Raw genomic sequence first — 22,904 nt, 5'->3', positions numbered from 1 at the left:
ACGCCGAGCATCATGAAAAAGCGTGGTGTCACGCGTCGGGAAACTCGGCCCACTGCCATGCGTCGGATTCGGCCAGCAGCGCGTCCACCAGCCGGAAATTCATCTCGTGGCTCGGCCGCAGTGCGCTCACGCGCGCCAGCAGCGGCGCGCCGGCCAGCGCGAGATCGCCGACCAGGTCGAGCACGCGGTGGCGGACGAACTCCTCCGGCAGCCGCATCCCGCCCAGCACGCGATTGCCGACGATGGACGCCGTGCACGACGGTCGCGCGCCGCGCAGGATCGGCACGCCGCGCAGATAACCGGCGACGATCGCGGGTACCGCCCACTTCACGCGGCCATACGAGCGCGACGGCGCGATTTCGGTCGCGAATGCGGCCGGCGTCAGCGCCCCATCCCAGTGCATGTCGCCGAAGCCGCGCAGGTCGTTGCGCACGCTCAGTTCGTAACGCGGCGCCGGTTCGATCCGCATTTCGCGCCGCTGGTCGCCCTCGCCGTCCGTGACGACGACGGGCCGCAGCACGCGGATGAAGCGTTTCGGCGCATCGAGCGCGACACGGCCGCACGCGCGGATCGCATCCACCCAAGGTGCCGCGCTGCCATCGAGAATCGGCACTTCTTCCGCATCGATCTCGACGATCGCGTGATCGATCTCGCATGCGAGCAGTGACGCAAGCAGATGCTCGATCGTGCGAACGCCGACGCCGTCGGCGTTGCGCAGCATCGTGCACAGCGGCTGCGCGCGGCGCAGCGCGGGATCGACCGGCAGCGTCGCGAGCGTGCGCCCCTGCGCGACGCGACGGAACGCGATGCCCGTCACGCCCTCTTCCGGACGCCCGGGCAGGATCCGCACACCCACCCGGCGCCCCGTGTGCAGCCCGTGACCGTCGATCGCCAGCGGACGTGCCAGCGTGCCCTGACGCGTCGCCCAGCCGGACGGCGCGCTCATCGCGTGACCTCCAGCGTCGGCGACGCCTGGCCCGCGGCGGGTGCCTGCCGCGCATCGAGCATCGCGCGCGCTTCGCCGTCGATCGCATGCTTCGCCGCGAGCGCCGCGACGGCCTCCTGCGCGGCATCCGTCGCGGCATCCGTCGCGGCGCCAGCATCCGCATCGGTCGACGCGCCGATCGAATCGACGATACGCCCGGCCAGCGTCGTCACCGACGCGCCTTCGGCAATCGCCATCACCGACAGCTTGACCTCGAACGCTTCCTCGACCGCGAGGCCGAGTTCCATCCCCATCAGCGAATCCATGCCCATGTCGAGCACCGACTTGTCGAGCGCAATGCGATCGGGCGTCATATGCAAAATCCGCGCGATCTGCGCCTGCAGCGTCCGCGCCACCAGCGCGATCGCTTCGTCGCGCGGCAACGCCAGCACCTCTTCGCGCAGCTGCGTGCCGCCATCGCGCGCATCGCCGCCGCTCGCATGCGATTGCAGCAGCGAGTACCGGCGCGCCTTCGCGGCCGGCATCCCGCGCGCTACCGCGTGCCAGTCGAGCCGGACCACGGCTTCGCCGGCCGCGCCCGCGACCAGTGCGCGCTCGAGCGCGACCATCGCCTCGTCGGACGTGATCGACGCACCGCCGATCCGCGACTGCAACGCCTCGCGCGTATCCGCGTGGCGCGCGAGGAAGCCGACGTCCTCGAGCGGCCCCCAGGCCATGAACGTGCCCGGCAACCCTGCCGCGCGACGATGTTCGACGAGCGCCTCGAGGAAGGTGTTGGCCGCGACGTAGTTCGACTGCCCCGGATTGCCGAGATAGGTCGTCGCCGACGAATAGACCACGAACAGGTCGAGCGGCAACGCGCGCGTCGCGCGATGCAGGTTCCACGCGCCGGCCAACTTCGGTGCGAGCACCGCGACCATCCGCGCGTCGTCGAGATTGCGCACGAGGCCGTCGTCGATCGACATCGCGGAATGCAGCACGCCCTTCAGCGGATGGGCGCCTCGGACGATCGCGGCAATCATCGCGTCGACCGCTGCGGCATCGGTCACATCGCACGACACGACGTCGACGGTGACGCCGAGCGACGCGTGCCAGCGCGCCACCTCGGCGCGCGCCGCGACAGTGAGTTCGCCGGAGCGGCTCGCGAGCGTCAGCCGGCGCGCGCCATGCTCGACCATCCAGCGTGCGCTCGCGAAGCCGAGGCCACCCGTGCCGCCGACCACCAGGTAAGCACCATGTGGATCGAGCGCGAACGACTCCGCGCGCGCGACGCCGCGCGTCGGCGCGGGCGTGCCCGACGGATAGGTCACGAGCACCTTGCCGATCTGGCGCGCCTGCTGCATGTAGCGGAACGCATCCTCGGCCCGCTCGGCCGGGAACGCGCGATACGGCAACGGATGCAGCACGCCTGCCGAGAACAGCGCCATCACTTCGCCGAACAGCCGCGCGGTCAGCTCCGGCAACGCACCCATCAACTGGTCGGCGTCGATGCCGAAATAGCTGATGTTGTTGCGGAACGGACGCAGCCCGATATGGCTGTTTTCGTAGAAATCGCGCTTGCCGAGTTCAAGGAAGCGGCCGAACGGACGCAGCGTATCGATGCTGCGCACCATCGCTTCGCCGGCGAGCGAATTCAGCACGATGTCGATGCCCTCGCCGCCCGTCATCGCGCGAATCTGATCCGCGAACGCAAGGCTGCGCGAATCGAGCACGTGATCGGCGCCGAGCAGGCGCACGAACTCGCGCTTCTCGTCGCTGCCGGCCGTCGCGAACACTTCCGCGCCGAAGTGGCGCGCCAACTGGATCGCGGCGATCCCGACGCCGCCCGCGCCGCCGTGCACGAGCACGCGCTCGCCGCGGCGCAGCCGCGCGAGTTCGACGAGCGCGTAGTACGCGGTGAAGAACGTCGTCGGCACGGTCGCCGCTTCCTCGAACGACAGGCGTTCGGGTTTCGGCGCGATGGCCTGCGCGCGCGTCCTGACACGCGTCGCGAACGACGCCGGCGCAAAGCCGAGCACCGCATCGCCCGGTGCGAACTTCGTCACTGCCCTGCCCACCCGGACGACGCGGCCCGACAATTCCATGCCGATCGTCGCGCCCGCGAAGCCGGTCTCGACCGCTTCATCGGACAGGAGCCCCATCGCATACATCACGTCGCGGAAATTCAGGCCGGTGGCCACCGGCTCGATCTCCACCTCGTCGTCGCCCAGCGCGCTTTCCGGCAACGCGAACCATTCGAGATTGCGCAGCGAGCCCGGTGCGTCGAATGCCAGCACCGACGCGCGTGCAATCGCGCCGTCGCTGCGCGCCGCGGCCTGTGCGGCCGTCAGCATGCGCGGCACCAGCCGCCCGTGCGCGCTCAGCACGACTTCTTCCTCGACCGCCGCGCCGGTCAGCTCGCGAATCAGCGCATCGGGAATCCCGTTCGCCGCGGGGTCGACGTCGATCAGGCGGCACGCGAGTTCGGGATGCTCGTTCGCCAGCACGCGACCGAGGCCCCACAGCGTCGCCTGTTCCGGATGCGCGTTCGCGGCGCCGGCGAACGGCGCGCCGCCGCGCGTGACGACGGTCAGCCGCGTGGCCGCGTTCGGCTGCGCACCGAGCGCGCGCACCAGCGCCGCCAGCGCGATCACGCCGTGACGCAGCGCGGCCATCAGGACGTCTCCGGTCGTCGTATCGGCAAGCGGCGTTTCCGGTGCGCAGAACACGACATGCGCGGGCTGCCCGACCGGCAACGACGCGATCGCATCGGCTGCGTGCGTGACGTCGACGATATCGGCCGGATAGCCGGCGTGCGCGAGCGCATCGGCCAGTTTCCCGCCGAAACCGCCGGCCTCGGCCGGGGCGTGCATCACGAGCCATTGTTCGCTGCGGGCGAGCGTATCGAGATCGTTCGGTTCCTCGCCGCGTTGCGCGACAACGGCGCTCGCGGGGTTGCGCGCGATGACGAACGTCGGCGTGCCGTCCAGATCGAGCGATTGCTCGACGTGCCGCACGACATCGACGAAGCCCGCGCGTTCGAGTGCCGCATCGAGATCCGCCGGTGTCAGCGGCACGGGTGCATCGGCGTCCGTCGACGAAGCCTGCGCGCCGAATACGATGTCGGAGAAACGGCCGCGACGCGATTCGGCCAGCAGCAGCAATCCGCCGGGCGCCAGCCATGACCGCATTGCATTCAACGCGTCGGCCACATCGTGGCGGCCGCTCAACGCGCGGTTCGCGACGATCAGGTCGTAAGGGCCGGCTTCGTCGGCCGCCAGCGACAGCCGCTCGCCCGATTGCAACGCAACCGTGCGCACCGCCGCTTCCGCATCCGCGTCGAACCCGGCGAGTTGGCCGGCAGTCCCGGCGATCGTGTGATCGCAACGTGCGGCCGCGAGATGCATGCCGAGCGTCTGCAGCACGTCGCCATCCGTCGCGCCCAGCTCGAGCACGCGCAACCGGCGTGCCGGTTGCCATTCATCGACCGCCTGCTCGACGCTCGCCGTCAGCAACGCGTGCACGTGCTGCCACGTCGGCGATGCGGCCAGGAGTTGTTCGACCAGGCTGTGGCCGGTCGGCGACAGCAGGCGTGCGCCGTCCTTCGCGCCGTTCAGCACGTCCGGCAACGCCGCGCCGCAATGCGCGAGCAGCGTCAGCTCGGCCACGTGCCCCGGCGATTCGGCCAGCAGCCCGCGCCACAGCTCGTCGAGCGGCGGCAACGCCGCGCACGCCGCGTCGTCACGCACGAGCAGCGCGCCATCGCGATGAGCGAGACCGTCTTCGACCAGCATGTCGGCAAGACGTGCGGCCAGCACCTCACGCCCGGCCGCCGGCTGCCATGTGCCGGCGAATGCGCCGAGCGCATCGAACGCGCGGAGCGCGTAGAGGCTCGCCAGCACGTCGAGCAGCGGCAGGATTTCGGTCAGATGCTGCGTCCGGCGGCCGTCGTGCCCGGCCGCGTCGAGCCGCGCGGCTGCATGCGCGAGCAACGCGTCGGGGGCCGGCAAACCGGCTGCATCGACGTCACCCGGCAGTGGCACCTCTTCAAGGCGGTAGACGAAGCGCGCGGGCAGGTTCTGCCGGCGGCCGACGAGATCGACACGCCGGAACCGGCATGCGCCGAGCCGCGCGACGATCGCGCCGCGCGCATCGAGGAATTCGAAATGCGCGACGATCGAATGCGGGCTGTGCCGGTCGATCCGCACGAGCACCCGCTCGACCGTGTCGCCGCGCAGATAGTCGACCCGTCCGATCTGCACCGGCACGTAAGCCGGATGCTCGCCTTCGCGCGCATGCGCCGCAAGGAGTGCGAACAGCGGATGAAACCCGCTGTCCATCAGCGCCGGATGCAGCAGATAGGTGGACAATGCCCGCGCGTCGCCGCATGCGGCCGGCGCGGCGACGTCGGCCAGCGCCGCGTCATCGTCCGCGGCGACCCGCACGGTGCGGACCCAGCGGAATGCTGGCCCGTAGCTGAGGCCGATGGCCGCCGTGTTTGCATACAGCGTGTCGCCGTCGGCGGCGGGCAACGCGAGCAGGCGATCGAGCGCGCCCGGCGGCACGACGCTCGCATCGCCGAGCGTGTTGCCGCTTTCCAGCATCCGCCCCGTCACGTTCAGCGTCCATGCACCGTCGGACATCCGGTCGCGCGTCTCGATCGTGAAGGTCGCGGTACGCGACTCGATCACGAGCCGGAACAGCTTCGCCTGCTGCGGCTGGAATACCACCGGCGTGCGGATTTCGACGTTTTCGAGCGCCGCATCCGGCATATCGAAGAAGGTGCGTGCCGCGGCGAGTGCCATTTCCACGTAGCCCGCCCCCGGGAACGCCACGCCGCCGTCGACGACGTGATCGGCCAGCATCGGCAGCTTCGCCGGATCGAGCTGGTTTTCCCACGCGAATGCGTGCTCGTGCAGGCGATAGCCGAGCAGCGGATGCTCGCGGCGACGATTGACGAGGCCGTAGCCTTCGACGGTCGGCGTCAGCCAGAAGCGGTCGCGCTGCCACGGATAGGTCGGCAATGCAGCGCGCGATTCGCCCGGCGCGAAGCGGTTGGGATCGACGCTCGCGCCGTGCGCGATCGCCGCGAAGATCGCTTGCCGCAGCGTCGCCGCGCTGCCGTGATCGCGCTTGAGCGTCGGCAGCGCCATACCGGTCACGCCGGCGGCCGCGAATGCCTGCTTCACGTACGTGCGCAGGATCGAATGCGGCGAGACCTCGACGAACAGCCGGACGCCCTGCTCGATCAGATGCCCGATGCCGTCGCCGAAGCGCACCGGCTCGCGAATGTTGCGCCACCAGTAGCGGGCATCGAGCTCGGTGCCGGCCAGCGCGCCGCCGGTCACGGTCGACACGAACGTGCCGTTGCCCGGCTGCGGCCGCAGGCTCGCCAGCTCGGCCAGCACGACCGGCTCGATGCGGTCCATGTGGCTGCTGTGGAATGCGTAGTCAAGATCCAGCATCTGGAAGAACTTGCCGCTGCCGCGCAGCGCGGCCTCCAGTGCCTGCAAGCCCTGCAGCTCGCCCGCAAGCGTCACCGCGTCGGGGCTGTTGATGCCCGCGATCTCGACGCGCCGCGCCAGCCCGTGACGCGCGATCAGTTCGCGCGCCGCCGCATCGCCGATGCCGACGGCCGCCATCCGGCCGCTGCCGCGCGTCATCGCCTGCGCGCGGCTGCGGATCTTGATCACGCGAACCGCGTCGGCGAGCGACAGCGCGCCCGTCACCCACGCCGCGGCAATCTCGCCGACGCTATGGCCGATCGCCGCGTCGTAACGCATCCCGCGCGCGTCGATCACGCGAATCATGCCGACCTGGATCGCGAACAGCAGCGGCTGCGCGTTCTCCGTCGCGGCGAGCCATTCGGCGCCCGCGCCGGCCAGCCATTCCGCGCTCGGGCCGCCGCGCATCACGTCGACGAGCGACGGGCTGCCATCGGCGCACCACAGCGCGTCGACTTCGTCGAGCGCCGCGCGGAACACGGCGTTCTCCGCATAGAGTTCGTTGCCCATCCCGACCCACTGGCAGCCGTTGCCCGAGAAGACGAGCGCGGTGCGCACCGCATCGGCCGGCGCCTGGCCGGTTGCCACGCAGGCCGGCAGGCCTTCCTGCGCCGGCTGGGCCAGTGCCGCAAGCGCGGCGCGGCCTTCGGCTTGGTCGGCCGGGGCAACGATTGCGCGATGTTCCAGCCACTGGCGACGACGTGCGGCCGCGGCGGCTAGTGCCTGCCAGTCGCCGCCGTTGTCGAGCATCGCCAGATAGCGGCCCGCGAGCGCGCCGAGCGCATTCGAGCTGCGCGCGGTCAGGACGAGCGGAGACAGTTGTGCTTGTGTCGGCTCGGGCTCACGCGCGGCCGCCGACGCCGCGTTTGCAGCCGGCGCCTCCGTCAGCACGACGTGTGCGTTCGTCCCGCCGAAACCGAACGAGTTGACGCCGACCGTCAGCGGCGCGTCACCCGTGTCGAGCCGCATGTAGCGATCGACGACACGCAAACGCCCGCCGTCGAAATCGATCCCAGGATTGGGCGTGACGAAATGCAGCGAGCGCGGTACCGCGCGATGCTTCAGGCACAGCACGGCCTTCAGCAGCCCGGCCATGCCGGATGCCGTCTCGAGATGGCCGATGTTGGTCTTGACCGAGCCGATGAGCAGCGGACGATCCGCCGGGCGCTCGCCCGACACGACGTCGATCAGCGCACGCGCTTCGATCGGATCGCCGACCGCCGTACCGGTGCCGTGCGCTTCGAGATAGGCCAGCGACTGTGGATCGATGCCCGCGCGGGCGTACACGCTGCGCAGCAGCGACGCCTGCGCGGCCGCGCCCGGCACGCTGATGCCGCCCGGCGAGTGGCCGACCGAGTTCACGCCGGAGCCGGCGATCACCGCATGGATCGTGTCGCCGTCGGCGAGCGCGCGATCGAGCGGCTTGAGCAGCACGAACGCGCCGCCTTCCGAGCGGACATAGCCGTCGCCGGTCGCATCGAACGCCCGGCAACGGCCGCGCGGCGACAGCATCGACGCCTTCGAGAAGCTGACGAAACCGAACGGGTGCAGCAGCAGGTTGACGCCGCCTGCGAGCGCCACGTCGGCTTCGCCGGACTGCAGCGCCTTGACGGCCTGGTGGAGTGCGACGAGCGACGACGAGCAGGCCGTATCGACGGACATGCTCGGGCCGCGCAGGTCGAACAGGTAGGACACGCGGTTCGACGCGATGCTCAGGGTGTTGCCGGTCGCCGAATATGGATCGATCACGTTCAGATCGTCCATGTTGCGGTTGCCGTAATCCATGCTGGCGGCACCGACGAAGACGCCGCAGTTGCTGCCGCGCATGTCGGCCGGGCGCACGCCCGCGTCCTCGAATGCTTCCCATGCGAGTTCGAGCAGCAGGCGCTGCTGAGGGTCCATCTGGGCCGCTTCGCGCGGGGAAATGCCGAAGAATGCGGCATCGAAGCCGGCGACGTTGTCGAGCACGCCGGCAGAGAACGTATAGCTCTTGCCCGGCTCGCGCTTGGACGGGTGCTGGTAGAAATCGGTGCCGAAGCGGTCGGCGGGGATTTCGGTGACGGCGTCGCGTTCGTCGCGCAGGAGTTGCCAGAAGTCGCCGAGATTATTCGCGCTTCCGGGAAACCGACAAGCCACCCCAATTATTGCAATCTTACTGTTCATCTTTTATGTCGCTTTCTCGGATGCGTGCGGTTCTTCCGCGCGATTTCCGTCGTCTTGTGTCACGTGCAGCAATACCGCCCCTAACTCCTCCGCCGGCAAATTTCGGCATTCGGGAGCAACTGCGCCGTAATTCCGCCAGATGAAATAATCGCTGTGTTGCGGATTTACGTCCAGTTTATGAAAAACATGAGGCAGCGCGGGAACGTGATCGCCGTAGAAACAAACGACCGTTTCACGATTGCTGGTACGCAAATGATCGAGCAATCGTCCGATCATCGCGTCCGCATTTTCAATGTGCCGCAAGTATGCTGTAAGGTCTTGCCAGGAGGCATCTTCGCCGAGAGTATGCCTTGAACACGATTCTCCGGGTAATACCTGCTCCAGATGCAGCGGGCCATGGTTCTCCATCGTCATCGAGAAAATGAAGCGCGGGCGGCCGCCAGGCGCATCGAGCGCGGCAATAATCGCATCCGCCACCGCGTCATCGGAAACATAGGGCCCGGAGCGGGACGCCGCCGCAAAATGTTCGATATCGAGGAATTGCTCGAATCCAAGCAACGGAAATACCCGGTTTCGCCCGAAGAAGTCCGCATAGTACGGGTGAATCGCAAGTGTTTCGTAATTTCCGCGCCCGAACCAGCGGGCAAGCGATGCGCAGACACTGCGTACGAAAGTGTAAGGATAGAAACGCGCATACCCCAACGCCGCCTGGGGCACGCCCGTCAACACCGCAAATTCGGTGCGCATCGTGTTTGCCCCCCAGGCCGGCACGGTCAACTTGCCGTGGCACACCGACTCGCGCCGCGCCTCATCGAAGCGCGTGTACACCGCCGAATCCACCGCCCCGCTGACATGGCGCACATCAAAGTACGACTCGCTCTGGATCACGATGACGTCGGGACACTTCACCGGCTCGCCGGTCGCAAACGGACTGGATTCGTTGGCACGCGCGAACGAGTCGAACGTCGCGGGACGCAGACCATTGAGCAGATAAGCCACGAACACCGCAAAAAAGCCGTGGCGCTGCTGATCGGCTATCGGATCAAGCGTCAGCGGCAGGCGGGCTGCAAGCCCTCGGCACAGTAAGAATGTGACTCCGGGGACAATCGCGAAGGCCAGCCATGGGCGCGGAGAGATCGCGGGCTCGGACAGGTAACCAATCAGCACGATCAACACGCCCGCCACGATCGCAATCACCTTGTCGAGGCTCAGGAACGGCAAGTAGAGTCGAGGGTGGGAAAACAACTGGCTGAACAGGCTAAGATCGGTAAAGACAAAGGGTTCGCGTAAGGATTCGTATTTCGCGTTGCTGACAAGCTCGACCAAGCCAACGAGTGCGATCGCGACGAACGCGGAAAAAATCGGACGGGCAGTGACGAAGAGGAGCAGCGACGCGATGAATAGAACTGCGAGTGCGCGGACCAATGCCCCGGCAAGCGAACGACGCTGCGGGAAACGGGGCACTGCGATGCGATCGGGCGCGAACGACAGGATAGCGGCAGCAATACATGTCAGCCAGGGCATCGCAGTCACTTGATGTCTTCCTCCCTGGGAAAATAAGACAGCTTGTCGAGAATGGCGTCAGCGAGTGACGACGGCAACAGCGGCAACAAGCGCATTCCGAACGCCAGCAGACCGGGAAACGCAACTTCGGCGCGCCCGGCTGCGAGTTTGCGACGGATATATGACGCCGCCTTGTTCGCTGTCCAGAGAAATGGCTTGTCGCTGGGAAATACGTCGCTCATTGACGTTTCAACGAATCCGGGCAAGACCACCGACATCCGGATGCCATTGCGCTTGAGCAACGGCCGGACGGAATCGGCATACGCCTTGATCGCCGACTTGCTCGCACAATAGGCCGGCGAGATCGCCATCCCGCGCAGCGCGGCCAGCGACGCGACCATAACGACATGGCCCTGCTGTCGTCCGCGCATCCGGTCGACGACAGGCAGCACGGCATGCAGGGCGCCATAAAAATTCGTGTCGACCACCCGCGCCGTGCGCTCCAGCCCCTCCCAGTCGTTCGCCGTGGCAAGCGTACTCGCAACTCCCGCGTTCGCGATCAGCAGATCAATCGGATGGGCGTCGTCGAAGCCGTCAAGCCACACTTTTGCACTGTCGGCATCGCGCACGTCAAACTGCCCCGTAACAACAACAGCACCGCGAGTACGGCATTCCGAGGCACTTGCGTCGAGCCGCTCGATATCGCGGCCGACGAGACCGAGCACGACACCCGGCCGGGCGTAAGCCAGCGCAAGCGCACGGCCGATACCGGCGCTTGCGCCAGTGATAACGACATTACGTGGTTGGGCAAGGCTACCCATGCACCTCCTCCACTCGGGCGACGACGCCCGCCACAGCCATCTCGATACCGGACTTTGTGTAGAAATCGCCGTTAATTTGCGTGTGATGCATCACGTAATCGAGAAAGGCACGATAGAGATGCATGTCCGGGCCGTCCGCCTGCGTCCAAAAATCGTCGAGACTACCCTGCCAGGTCAGGCCGGGTATCGCGTAAATCGCCGTGCCAAGCGCGATCAGGGGCCGCTCGTGGTGCAAGGCAGACAAACCCACGGTGCTATTGACGACGACTACCCCACGGGAATGGTCAAGCAAGGTGGGAAGATGGCCGGCATCGATAAAAATCATGCGCTGATCGATGCCGAGTTCCCGAGCCAGTGTCGCTGCGAATTGCTTGTAGGCGATCAGGCCCGTGTCCAGCGGATGGTTCTTGATGACAAGCCGTGCACGAGACGGGGCGTGGCGAGCAAATGAACGCAATACGGCCGAAATGGCAGCGCAAATGCCGTCGAATGGAGAATGCGCGACGATCTGCGCGTCGGAGTTCAGTTGAAGCGGGAACAGGTAATACTCTCGCTTCTCGTCCAGCAATTCCCTGACGACCCGATCGGCCTCCCAGGCATGAACGCGCGACTGGGCGGCGCGATAGGCCAGACCAGCGTATTCCTGGAAACCATTTTTGGGGCGATGGCTCCGGTAGTACGGAAACCGGCGGGCGTGCAACGCGTTCGCCAGACGGTAGGCGATATCGTGGTACACGCGTACCTTCAGGTTATAGCCGGTCGGGTGGCCAAAGCCCGCGGGCGGGACATGCTTGCGTTGGTCGCGATACCAGTCCGGGTCGCGCGGCAGCAACGAGCGACCATTGACGCCGTGATGCTCCATCGTGATCCAGTGGGGACGAACATAGCCCTCCTCGAAAACGTGTACGCGCAGGCCGAGATCCTGTGACCTGCCCCCATCAATAGGGCCAATGGGCTTCTAGCAAAGTCCCTTTAAACCAACTCCTGGAAAGCGGCAGGAGTATCCGCGGTTGCCCGATGTTTCGCCGCAAACTCTGACGGCGCAAGGTAGTTCAGTGCGCTGTGCGGCCTTTGCTCGTTGTAGTCCTGACGCCATGCCGCGATGACTGCCCGAGCATGCGCGAGCGTCGTGAACCAGTGCTCGTTAAGGCATTCGTCGCGGAACTTGCCGTTGAACGATTCGATGTACGCATTCTGCGTTGGCTTGCCCGCCTGAATCAACTTCAGAGCGACGCCGTTCGCATACGCCCACTGGTCAAGCGCGCGGCTCGTAAATTCGGGGCCCTGGTCTGTTCGCACCGCCTTGGGATAGCCACGGAAGCGAGCTGCGCGGTCCAATGCCCGAGCGACATACAAACCTGAGATGCCATGGTCGACAACGATGTCGACAGCCTCTTTCGTGAAGTCGTCGACGACGGTCAGGCACTTCACGCGCCGGCCGTTGGAAAGCGCATCCATCACGAAATCGATTGACCACACCTCGTTGGGGGCGCCCGGCAATGCCAGTTGCTCGCGCTCAATCATTACGCCGTGGCGCTTGCGACGGCGCCGCACAGCCAGCCCTGCCTCACGGTACAGGCGATAGATGCGCTTGTGATTGGCGTGCGTGCCTTCGCGTTCCACTAGGGCGTGCAATCGGCGGTAGCCGAATCGACGACGTTCGTGTGCCAACTCCACCAGACGCGCCGCTAGCACCTCATTCTCGTGGTCTGGCTTCGCGTCGTAATGCAGCACGCTGCGAGAAAGCCCGACAAGCCGGCAGGCGCGGCGCTCGGAGATGTTGACCTTCCCCCGAATCGCCGATACTGCTTCGCGTTTGGCTTGCGGGCTCAGGGCTTTCCCTTGACGACGACCTTCAACGCTTCCATATCGAGCATTGCTTCGGCCAGCAGCTTCTTCAGCCGGGCATTCTCCACCTCGAGGTTCTTGAGCCGGCGGGCTTCCGAGACCTCCATGCCGCCGAACTTCGCACGCCAAGTGTAGAACGACGCATCACTGAACCCGTGCTTCCTGCACAGTTCCTTGACCGGCATACCGGCCTCGGCTTCCTTCAGAAACCCGATGATTTGCTGTTCCGTAAAGCGCTTCTTCATGTTCGTCTTCTTCTCCGAAAACGAACTTTACTAGACTCCGGCTGGCCCTGTTTGCAGGGGGCAGGTCACCTGAACGACTGCATGTATCGGTCGATGGATTTCGCGGCAATCGCCAAACAGGAAGACATCGGTAAAGTCGTTGGCTTCGACGATGTGACGGTACCAGGCCGACAAGCCTTCCGCCTTGTCACAATAATTCCAAGCCGCGCCCCCACCGGCGTAGGCCAGGTCGCCGCCACAAAAATTGACGCGGGTCACATGGTGGCCGCGGCTGCCAAGAACATGCGCGAGCTGGCTGAAAAAAGGGGACGCCGTGCCTTGCAAGGCAAGGAAAGAACGACTCATAGATCAACTATGCAGTAATGGAAAAACCGGCAAACATCGCCATCGAGGCAATATCAATGGGTGCGTTCGGTGAACCGGCATCTTGCCGAGTCGTGTCGATCTTGGTGGAGATCAGTGAGTTGACGCGTCTCACCTTTCAACTTGCCGCTGTTCATCGATTGTCACATTGAGAGATGGCTATTTTTATTCGGAGAGTTGTAGTGGATCTGTAAGTGGAGCGCCACTGCCAGGCTGTGGATGTGACGGCAAGCAGCGCCCTGAAGTATGCCTTATTCCGCCCCTGAGCCGTTAGGGCTGCACGCACTATCGCTCACCGCAACCGGGCATCGGGCGTGGCAGAGCGCCCTGCAGTCGGGTTAATAGATATCTTTGTCTCATTTGCGTCACATCCTGGCGAATGCATTACCAGACGCCGACTCGCAAACGGAGTGGCGAGGGACTCATCAGGTGCATGACAGAGGACCGGCCAGCATTAGAATTGGGCGGCACTGAAGCCGCCGCCCCCGGGTATCGACACCCCTACCGATTGGCTTCCACACTCGTTCTTATGACGATTGCAAGCGATTGACCCGTGCCAGCCAGCGGGAACGAGAGCGGCCTCTCGAAATATCCGTAGCGGCAAGATTCCAGCGTCGACGCAACACGCTGGCCGCATCGCCCGGCAGATGCGGGCGTTGCGCGCGGTCGTCTCGTGGACGCCACGCCGTGCGATGCGGGCGAGGGCGTGGTGACGCACACCCTCGCCCTGCCGCAAGCGCTTATTCAACTGGTGCGGCCGACAACGAGATCGAGATCGCGCATGACATTTGAAGGCGCGCACTGCCCAGGGGCTGGTGATCGCCGCAAAACGCTCTGACAGGATCATGAAATCCCGATGCGCCCAGCTCGCCAGGACACTCGCCCCCCCTACCGCTACACCGCAATCAATCGCCGCCAGAATCGCTTGGTCTTCCCGATTCCCTTGATAACAGGCCGCCACGCCCTGGCCAGCGGAAGCACATCGCGCAAGGCCATGGGCCCTTCGTCCAACCGCAACTCGTTAAAAAGACGGTCCCGTTGAGAACTCAATTCATCATGCCTGCGCGAGAGATCGATGTAAGATTTTTGTAATTCTTCTAGCGCCAGGATGGTCGCAGCATTTTCAGCAAGCGCGTTGTCTCGAGCTTCCGAGATCGTCGCCAGTTCCTGCCTGTGACATTCGCTTGCAATACGCGCGTTTTCGATCTCGCGAGCCGATATGGACTCCCGCTCGGTCACAAGATTATTGAGAGACGAATGAAGGGCGTCCCGATCATGCACCAAGCTATGGCGCTCTTGAATCAGCCCGTCTCGCTCGTGGATCAGCGCATTTCGTTCATGAATCAGCCCGTCACGCTCGTGGATCAGCGCATTTCGTTCATGAATCAGCCCGTCACGCTCGTGGATCAGCCCGTTTCGCTCATGAATCAGTCCATCCCGTTCGTGGGTCAGCCCGTTTCGCTCATGGACCAGCCCGTCACGCTCGTAGATCAGCCCGTTTCGCTCATGAATCAGCCCATCCCGCTCGTGGGTCAGCCCATTTCGCTCATGGACCAGCCCGTCACGCTCATGGACCAGCCCGTCACGCTCGTAGATCAGCCCGTTTCGCTCATGAATCAACCCATCCCGCTCGTGCACCAACCCGTCGCGCTCATGGATCAGCCCATCCCGCTCGTGAATCAACCCCTCTCGCTCATGGATCAGCCCATCCCGCTCCTGAACCAATCCGTCCCGCTCTGAATGAATAGCCAGGCGGCGGCTTGCTCTTTCCCTATATATATTGAATGTGACTTCCGAGATCAGGTCATCGCTAAACCTCATCAGCCCCATTAATTTGTAAGCCGCGTAATCGTAAAACTCTTCGATCGGGTGAAATTTCGCCTCACCATACGGGGCATCAAAAGATGTGATAGAAAAACGCCCGTTCAAGTCAAGAACGTTCAATTTCGCCATCAAGCCATCAATTTTCTTCCAAAGCAGATCAACCCACCAATTGATTTCGGACGATTCCGGATCACCCAATCCGGTTACGCCTTCGCCAGTGATTTTATTGACGCAAGTTCGCCGCTTCATAATAATAAGCGGGACACCGATCTCTTCGGATAAAGCAATGAGATCTTTCAGATAATGGAGATAAATCTCCAGGTACTGATGGCTTGTTGGAGAAATCCTGGTCCAACTACCGTCCATGAACCCGTCCGGCCATTTCCAGTGCGGACCCAGCGCCCCCGACTCCATGTCGGATATAATGCAGCCGTCTTTCTCGTAATAATCGTTGGTGAAATCGCTCGTCGGATCGAAAAGCAAAAACTCATACGAACCCTTTTTGAGTTTGTGGAGTGCCTGCTTCGTCAGCTCGAAATTGATCCGCTCAGACAACTGGTGCTCGGAGGATCCGAAGTATGTGCGTCCGTCAACTTTATTCGACATCAAACAAGGCACACTTACACGCCACAGATGGGTAACATCCGCCAACCGGCTCATTCTTCCAGCCAGAACCTCGGTAACGCACCCTCCGATGCTCAATATTTTGGGCTTTCGCAAAACCGAGACTGGAGCCTGCCCGGCTTCGGTAATATCGGTCCCACCCACTCGAAAAATTTCGCTGATGCTCATGATCTCTTGATTGCCACGATCGCGCCGGCTGGAGCGACACATTCGTGGTCGCCCCCCTTTCGGCCGCAGCAGCACAACTCGACCGTCAGACGAATCGGGCTGCCTACAGGCTTATACTTTCCGTACAGAAAACCTTACAATTTGCATATATTGACACATCAGATCGAGATTTCTCGACAAATAAGAAAGAAAACAAAACAAACTCCGGCGCCGACGTTGCAATTAAGCCACGTCGATACGAAATGCACGCCGCACTCCTTGACAGACGCAAATTGACCGGATTGAAAGGTGAGCAGGGCGAAATTCACAATCGCCCCTGTATAGGCATGAATCGTCAGACTCGATTCAATCTCCGACGACCTGGGATGCTAATACCGAACGCGGGATTCGACCGTCAAGACCGGCCGAAAACGGATCCTGGTCAGGCCTCGGGCGCAAATTTCCGGACAGCGGGCACGACCGTTGCCATGTCCGACAGGTTCAGAAGATGCAATTCAGATGCCTCATCGACGGAAGTATCGTGAGACCTGGTGACCTATGGAGTGCGGGTTGATGCTCGCGACCGGACTCAATTACATACAACACTTCGATCATCAGTAAAAACATGACGCGAGCGCTTGCACCAATTGAAGCGTGTCCGCACGGAGCCTGATTCGGAATCTGAAGACCCCACCGACAAACGTTTGCGCAGCCGGCAAAAAAAACGGCAGCGGTAGGAACACGTTTGCCGGGCATACTAAGGAAGCCACATGAGTAACGGCGGAACGGATTCAAACCATCCCGCACCACTCAAATACTGCGCCAATCTTGCCGGTAGTTCGCGAAACTGAATCGAATCAAATCGATCATGACGCGTCGTGAGAATTGGTGATCCGTCGAAATCCCACCGAATCCCGCAATATACAAGGTCGCAACTTGTCGCCGCTCACGCAGCTCAGAATACGCAAACAAGGGAGGGAAATCAGGAGTAGACCATCAAACCCGGCGAACCACCTTCCCCGTCACCGACCGGATATCAGCCCGATTGCCACATCTTTTGCTTTTTATCTCAAAAATTGGCAACGCTCAGCCGATCTCCAGCCCTCGAATTTATTCAAAAGGTCGCTTCACCGACATGCCAAGCTTCTTTAAAAGAGAAAAATCAAGAACATCTGCCTTTCTCTTTCCGAGAGACTCAACCTGGTAAACCTCCAGGGATTTGAACGCCAGCCCAAGTGCACGCTCATCGTCGCTCTTTTCAAGCTCCGACGGTCGCGTAGCGTGATGAATCAGGAACTCCAATGTAATACCATTCGACGCGTCCGACTCCGCAGGCCTGAAGAATATTTGCTCCTGCACCCACATATTCTTCTCGGCAAACGTCCATCCGGCAGCTCTAACACCGTTCGCAAAGAGATCAACCTTCTGCTCTTTCACGGTAGGCGGGACGAATGCCGAAATGTTGATATCAATTCTCATGAGCGTTCGCGGAGCAAGCGCGTGCCCGGGCACGACAAGCCTCACCACCGACTCCTTGGACCAACGCCCAAACGACTCGGCAAACGACAGGCCCTCACAAGCGATCGAAACAGGATCTTTGGAAAAATCAGCAACCAAAGTTTGCCTTATTTTCCCCGGAACAACATCGGACCGCATAACACATTCCCCTTCAAATTAAGGTACAAAACTCGACAAAGTCATCAAATGCTGACTTAACTCCGACGAACCACTATCTCGAATCGCCTCGCCCAAAGCATCGAGCGACCCATTGACAACGGGTACATCATTGAATCACGTCGTTCGTGAAGTCGGTGGCACGCCCGCATTCGAGGATGCGTAATTCTGCACCATCCCGACCGAGACCGCGAGTGCAATCTGCCGACACACGTTGAAAATAAGTAAAATTCAACATTATGGCGATAATGTAAGCGCGATCCATGCCGGAAGCTCCGGAACTGCACCACCATGGCACACGCCGTCACGGTCATGAAACCCTGCATCCGAGAAATAGTTCCGGCAGGTCACATTTCTCTCGGCAACATTACGAATAGCTTTCACTTCGTCATGGTTAGCGAGTAACCGAGTCATCACAAAGTTTAACAATGCCACCTCAACACCCAAGCCGAAGACGCGACAAGACATTACCACTTGCTCAATGATACTGTCGCGAATCACTGCGACCGCCACTATCCCGTGCCCCGCATGTTTATCCACCATGTCAAAAGCAAGGAACTCTCCACCCGCAGCGAACAGCGCCTCGCACTCCTGCTCGGTCCAACGCTTTCCGGTCGTGTTGAATTGATTCGTCTTATTTAACAATTCGAATGATCTGACGTATTTTGCATCATCGCGGCGATTAATTACTCCTGGCTTTACCCGGATCTCCAGGGATTGCAAATAGGCCTGACGATCCACGCCTCGAGAATTGAGCTCTCGATCGATCTTTGCTCGAATCAGCCCTGTACGCGCCTTCGACTCATCTGTCACGACCGACACCTGCGTTTCTGGCGAATAATGAAGAATCATCCTCCATCGACGCTGATCGCCCGTGAGCATCCGCATCTCCGGGAACGCCCGCCTGACCTCGTCCAGCTCTGCCGGATTATCATCGATAAACAGCACATTCTGCGGAAGTACGTTGACTTCTCGCAGAATCTCCTTGATTGAATCGGACTTCGCCCCCCAATTCACCTTAATCGAGCAAAAATCCTCGAGAGAAATACGACTCCCCCAAACCCTTGAAAAATTCTCAAGAATAAATTTCTCGTCATTCTTACTTGATATAGCCAATAGAATGCCTCGCCTCTTGCACTCCAGGAGTGCTTCCGCGTATCCAAGAGGCCAACCTTCGACGAGCGACGCACTGACAATCTCATCCTCCTCGGCCAAAACCCCTTTCCACAAGGTATTATCAAGATCGGTGACAATCAGTTTTATCGGATTTTTTGATTTCAAAATCCTTAGCGCCTGATCAACGCGCGAAATCAATGCCAGATAAAACTCCGAGCTATCGTTGGCAGCATGAGTAAAATGATTGAAATACCCGTCGTAGCTGAACATATCACCATAATGCTGGCGAAGGTCATTTAACTCAACATAGTACCCGTCATGAGTATGATCCAGAATCTCGGCCAGGCGATCGTTCATGGAACGAACGAGCACATACAAAGATGTTTTTCGATTATTCCAGAACACCCCCCTGTGACTCGCTATCGGCTCGATAAATGAAGTGAAGAAGACAGGCACACCCGCCGGAAGGGCCGACATGAACTTGTTTACAAGTTTCTCCAGGAGTTCGCCGGCATCTCTCAATAGGGACGCCTGCTCCTTCTCCGACATCTTCACATGCATCAAGTCATCCTCGTGGCGAGAGATGACTTGGTACAGGACAAAACGCAATGTCAACTGGACCAGGACCGCATCGTAGTGTTGCCCTGAAATATCCGGAATTTCATTGGGCAACCACGAATTCATTAAAAAATGATCCGCCCTGTGCGAAGTATTGCGGACAATATCCGTCAGCATTTCCGCCGTACATGTTCCGATAACAGCGAAATTTCTTGATTCGCCCTCGTCCAAATCCAATTCGCTTGGAAACATCCATTTTGGATCTGGGCGCATCCTCGTGCTCTCCGACGGATACCACGCCCCCGTTAGCAGCCCAAGATCAAGGACATCGCCATCGACATGCTCTCCCGCCTCAATTTGATAAACATCTAGCGACTTGAGCGCAAGGCCAAGTGAGCGAGAATCGTCAAGCGAATGATCGACATCCATCGGCCTGGTTGGATGATGGATAATAAATTCGAGGGTTACACTACCCACCCCACCATCCTTCGTCACCTTAAAATAGATGCTCTCTGTCTTATTCTTATTATCTTCGTTAAAAGACAATGTCTTTGCCCTAACACCATTTAGTAAAACATCGGCCCTTTGACACCCAACACCCGGAGATATGAATGCCGAAACATTCACCTCGATCTTCATGACGGCACGGGTAGAGACAATTTCGGCCGGCAGGCCAACCTTGGCGATCGTTCCATCAGTCCATCGACCGAACGACTCGGCGGAACATATACCACTGCTCGTACACGGTAACACTTCATCCCGAAAATCAATCCTCAGAACTCGCATCATTTGCTTTCTCGCTCGGATTTCTTTCAGTTTTTTCGGAATACGCCACAGTCGCATGATCAATAGATTTGTCAAATTTTCTTAATTTTACTAAAAACAATCCACGCCGCTGAACATCTGTCTCGACGCCTGGATCACCGACGACGACCAAGCCTCCCTCCCCCTTCACCATTCTCGCGTCGAACTTGTGCATCTTTTCCATCGTCACCCTCTACGCCATCGGATTCTAACCTTGAAGAGAAATTACGATAAAGATTGGCATTTTTCCCAATTCGAAGCCGAACTGGAATTCGCGATATTACGATGTGACACCCAGCGACATGCTCTCGAAACCACCGATCTTGACTAAGACGTTGCCCGACCACTTTGCCCAGTTTTTCCAGCTATACCGTGTCGAACTCGAGGAGATAGCCACGCGCACGGTTACGGCTCACCGAACCCTGACGAGTATGGCGCTAGCTGTCGGCCGCAACGGGCGCTCATCTCCCGGATCAGAGATTGCACGTCGCGATACTCACGGTCTGGTCGACGGTACAACCGCTTCAGCGACATCGTTCTTACGATGCTCGCCTGACTTGCTCATAGGGTGACAACTCTCGGTGACTCCAACTCTGTCGCCACCGTACACGATACCGATCGCATCAACGCGCCTGGATCGGCCTTCCCCGACCCGATAAGCCAATCGTTGAGCAATGAACACGGTCAATTGATAGCGTGATCGGCGCCGCTTTGCGCCGTGACTGGCGGCAACTTCCTTTGGCGGACCGACTTCGGCGACAGCAACGGCCGAGAATTCCTTAGAAGGAGCAGCCCGAGCTGAAGACGGTACGCCAGCGCGGTCACAGGCTTGCCGCGCCCCCTCAACTTGCGAGAGGTCGATTCCGCTCGTATCGAGCCGGCACCGCCAAGCCGCGCACATATTCGATGCATGGACGACATGCACGGACTCAGTGCAAGATTCCGCGATGCGCACCCTTCAACCTCGTGCGTCACAAGTCTCTTGCTCAGGAGCCGTCCGGTTAAAATAGCGCACGCATCAAATTTCGCAGCACTCGGAATCTCATCTTATGGCCAAGGCGACACACCAGACCGTCGACATCGCGTCGAACCGCCGCGCGGGCGGTCTATCACGAAGACGAAAGGCGTCTTGGTTCGAGCGCCGTTGCTCCCGTCAGCATGCTCGGGAAATCCTCGTCCCGGCCGTCCAGACGCAATGCCTCAACGACCTGTCGCTCCCCGAACAGCAATCGACAGCTTCAACGGTGAAGATCGCCTATCGACCTGACGACGCCTACAGCCGAAAGCCGCTGACCGCGGCTGAGCGGCGCGTACTCTGGACGTCAGGGTCCCGCTCGGCCGACAACTTGGTAGAAGCATATGGCCGCGAGCAAGTGATGGGCGTTGACAACATGGACGGCGCCCCCTGCAGAACGGCAGCCGCACTAGGGAATCCGGAGTTGACGCATGCAACGCCACTTGATGAAAACCTCAGCATGAGTACCCCTCTCCCCGACATCAGGCCACAACGATCGGGCGCCCTCTCGGCATGACCCCACTTCCATCGCCGGCGCGCTTCGGATGACATTTGCCCCCGGAGAATTGAGGGCTCGCGCTACAGTGCTCCCATCATTGAGCCGGGTATCGACAGAGGATAGAATATTTATAGCGCCATCAATCCACTCCAGGCAGAAAGACGGAGACATATTTTGGAATTTATTTACAAGCGGAATTAACAAAGAGGCGTGCAAATGGACATCAAAAGCATAATCGATAATCCGCTTCGATTTAAGTTGGGCGACGGCAGCATTTCAAAAAACAATCTGATACTTCGAAGCAGCGGCGAAATTGAAGGTGGACTCGACGAAATTTCGTGGAAAACCGAAGACGGCGCGCTCCTGTTTTTTGACAAAGAAGGCAAAAACTGCACCAAATTCGATTCGATCATATTCGAATCTCCTGAACGGTGGCAGATGTATGGAAGCGGATTTTCACTTGAGAAAAAGAGTCGATCGATCCGCATTCTTGAGCCACTGACGGCCGGCCACTGGAACCATCTCGTTAGTAAAATCAACATCGAAATCGGGAAGAATTTCGAATCCGAAGCGCTTCTAGTTATATTTAACTCCGCAGGTTGCTCTTTTGGGTCGAGAGGCCCCGGAGGAACAAGATGGGAATTTTTTGGCCTCCCAATTGCCCTCAGCATGGATTTCGTCCGCTTTTCCGAAAGCGGCCCCGCCCACTGGTATCTCTACGACGTTCAATATATATTGGACTCAATAACCGGCCTAATAAACAGCGGAAAATACAAGCACGTATTCATGTGCGGAATGAGCTCGGGAGGCTATGCCGGGATATTTTATTCCGAGAAACTATCCGAACTACACCCGGCCGTTAACTTTGTCAGTCTGGCCATTAATCCACAAACAGGTCACGCACCAGAACATCGAAAATTCCTCCGGGAAAGCATTAAGGAGAATTTGCCCGCGATCATATCGGATGACTGTTATGACGCACGCTCTCACGACGAAACCGATATAAGAAATATCATCCTAAATCGTGGCGATCGAACAAACTTAAAGCATAAAATATTTTACGATAGCCTCAATGCTGCGGAACAGTATTATGCTGAAATGCTGACCGGCCTGAAGCAAGTGAACGCCTTTCCACACAAACTCGGAATGAACCACTTCGACGGCTGCATGACGCTATTTAATCTCGACGTAATATCAAATGGAATTCTAGAAGAGCTGGGCGGAGAAAAGCTCAATCTCGACTATATATACTAATTCGCGCATTAGACAGG

Annotated in this window: 11 protein-coding genes and 2 pseudogenes; 2 read left to right on the top strand and 11 right to left on the bottom strand. The window is 60.5% G+C overall.

What is annotated here, in order from left to right:
- Nucleotides 1-28: 28 nt before the first annotated feature.
- The 11 genes and pseudogenes from DTA15_RS19775 to DTA15_RS38320 form a co-directional block, all read right to left on the bottom strand.
- Nucleotides 29-946 carry a UDP-3-O-acyl N-acetylglycosamine deacetylase gene (locus tag DTA15_RS19775; protein ID WP_006484998.1) on the bottom strand — a complete coding sequence of 306 codons (918 nt, stop codon included), beginning with the start codon at nucleotides 944-946 and terminating at the stop codon, nucleotides 29-31.
- Nucleotides 943-8,592: a type I polyketide synthase gene (locus DTA15_RS19770; protein ID WP_006484972.1), complete on the bottom strand. Its 7,650-nt coding sequence runs from the start codon at nucleotides 8,590-8,592 to the stop codon at nucleotides 943-945. The genes DTA15_RS19775 and DTA15_RS19770 overlap by 4 nt, the downstream gene beginning before the upstream one ends.
- A gap of 3 nt (nucleotides 8,593-8,595) precedes the next feature.
- Nucleotides 8,596-10,116: an LTA synthase family protein gene (locus tag DTA15_RS19765; protein WP_012492934.1), complete on the bottom strand. Its 1,521-nt coding sequence runs from the start codon at nucleotides 10,114-10,116 to the stop codon at nucleotides 8,596-8,598.
- 5 nt (nucleotides 10,117-10,121) lie between these two features.
- Nucleotides 10,122-10,916, bottom strand: coding sequence for an SDR family NAD(P)-dependent oxidoreductase (locus DTA15_RS19760; protein WP_006484930.1), 795 nt, complete (start codon nucleotides 10,914-10,916; stop codon nucleotides 10,122-10,124).
- Nucleotides 10,909-11,832: pseudogene (locus tag DTA15_RS19755) on the bottom strand (capsular biosynthesis protein); the annotation flags it as partial. The gene DTA15_RS19760 and the pseudogene DTA15_RS19755, both read right to left, overlap by 8 nt.
- A gap of 56 nt (nucleotides 11,833-11,888) precedes the next feature.
- Nucleotides 11,889-13,009, bottom strand: a protein-coding gene (locus DTA15_RS19750) for an IS3-like element IS407 family transposase (RefSeq protein ID WP_102896096.1) whose coding sequence is annotated in 2 segments (ribosomal slippage) — nucleotides 11,889-12,751 and nucleotides 12,751-13,009 — 1,122 coding nt in all. Because the reading frame shifts where the segments join, the coding sequence is not laid out codon by codon here.
- A 63-nt stretch (nucleotides 13,010-13,072) separates the two neighbouring features.
- A pseudogene (locus tag DTA15_RS19745) lies at nucleotides 13,073-13,354 on the bottom strand (capsular biosynthesis protein); the annotation flags it as partial.
- Nucleotides 13,355-14,266: 912 nt separating this feature from the next.
- The gene (locus tag DTA15_RS19740; RefSeq protein WP_227743236.1) at nucleotides 14,267-15,988 is read right to left on the bottom strand and encodes a coiled-coil domain-containing protein; all 1,722 of its coding nucleotides are present in this window, start codon (nucleotides 15,986-15,988) and stop codon (nucleotides 14,267-14,269) included.
- A gap of 1,089 nt (nucleotides 15,989-17,077) precedes the next feature.
- Nucleotides 17,078-17,623, bottom strand: a complete 546-nt coding sequence (locus DTA15_RS19735; protein WP_012492935.1) for a hypothetical protein — start codon at nucleotides 17,621-17,623, stop codon at nucleotides 17,078-17,080.
- 255 nt (nucleotides 17,624-17,878) lie between these two features.
- Nucleotides 17,879-19,954: an HAD-IIIC family phosphatase gene (locus tag DTA15_RS19730; protein WP_227743237.1), complete on the bottom strand. Its 2,076-nt coding sequence runs from the start codon at nucleotides 19,952-19,954 to the stop codon at nucleotides 17,879-17,881.
- 127 nt (nucleotides 19,955-20,081) lie between these two features.
- A complete protein-coding gene (locus tag DTA15_RS38320; protein WP_127837589.1) occupies nucleotides 20,082-20,294 on the bottom strand; it encodes a hypothetical protein in 213 nt (70 codons plus the stop codon).
- 874 nt (nucleotides 20,295-21,168) lie between these two features.
- On the opposite strand from DTA15_RS38320, the gene DTA15_RS38315 reads away from it, so the two are divergent.
- Nucleotides 21,169-21,651: a hypothetical protein gene (locus tag DTA15_RS38315; RefSeq protein WP_012492938.1), complete on the top strand. Its 483-nt coding sequence runs from the start codon at nucleotides 21,169-21,171 to the stop codon at nucleotides 21,649-21,651.
- 198 nt (nucleotides 21,652-21,849) lie between these two features.
- The gene (locus tag DTA15_RS19725; RefSeq protein ID WP_006492985.1) at nucleotides 21,850-22,887 is read left to right on the top strand and encodes a hypothetical protein; all 1,038 of its coding nucleotides are present in this window, start codon (nucleotides 21,850-21,852) and stop codon (nucleotides 22,885-22,887) included.
- Nucleotides 22,888-22,904 lie beyond the last annotated feature (17 nt).

This window comes from Burkholderia cenocepacia, from assembly GCF_900446215.1.
GTDB lineage: Bacteria > Pseudomonadota > Gammaproteobacteria > Burkholderiales > Burkholderiaceae > Burkholderia > Burkholderia cenocepacia.
Note: the sequence above shows the minus strand (reverse complement) of the source record. Positions and strands in the feature narration are given on the sequence as shown.

Coding starts and splice junctions, on each gene's coding strand:
- DTA15_RS19775 (WP_006484998.1), bottom strand. CDS start 946: ATGAGCGCGCCGTCCGGCTGGGCGACGCGTCAGGGCACGCTGGCACGT.
- DTA15_RS19770 (WP_006484972.1), bottom strand. CDS start 8,592: ATGAACAGTAAGATTGCAATAATTGGGGTGGCTTGTCGGTTTCCCGGA.
- DTA15_RS19765 (WP_012492934.1), bottom strand. CDS start 10,116: ATGCCCTGGCTGACATGTATTGCTGCCGCTATCCTGTCGTTCGCGCCC.
- DTA15_RS19760 (WP_006484930.1), bottom strand. CDS start 10,916: ATGGGTAGCCTTGCCCAACCACGTAATGTCGTTATCACTGGCGCAAGC.
- DTA15_RS19740 (WP_227743236.1), bottom strand. CDS start 15,988: ATGAGCATCAGCGAAATTTTTCGAGTGGGTGGGACCGATATTACCGAA.
- DTA15_RS19735 (WP_012492935.1), bottom strand. CDS start 17,623: ATGCGGTCCGATGTTGTTCCGGGGAAAATAAGGCAAACTTTGGTTGCT.
- DTA15_RS19730 (WP_227743237.1), bottom strand. CDS start 19,954: ATGAAGATCGAGGTGAATGTTTCGGCATTCATATCTCCGGGTGTTGGG.
- DTA15_RS38320 (WP_127837589.1), bottom strand. CDS start 20,294: ATGCACAAGTTCGACGCGAGAATGGTGAAGGGGGAGGGAGGCTTGGTC.
- DTA15_RS38315 (WP_012492938.1), top strand. CDS start 21,169: ATGGCCAAGGCGACACACCAGACCGTCGACATCGCGTCGAACCGCCGC.
- DTA15_RS19725 (WP_006492985.1), top strand. CDS start 21,850: ATGGACATCAAAAGCATAATCGATAATCCGCTTCGATTTAAGTTGGGC.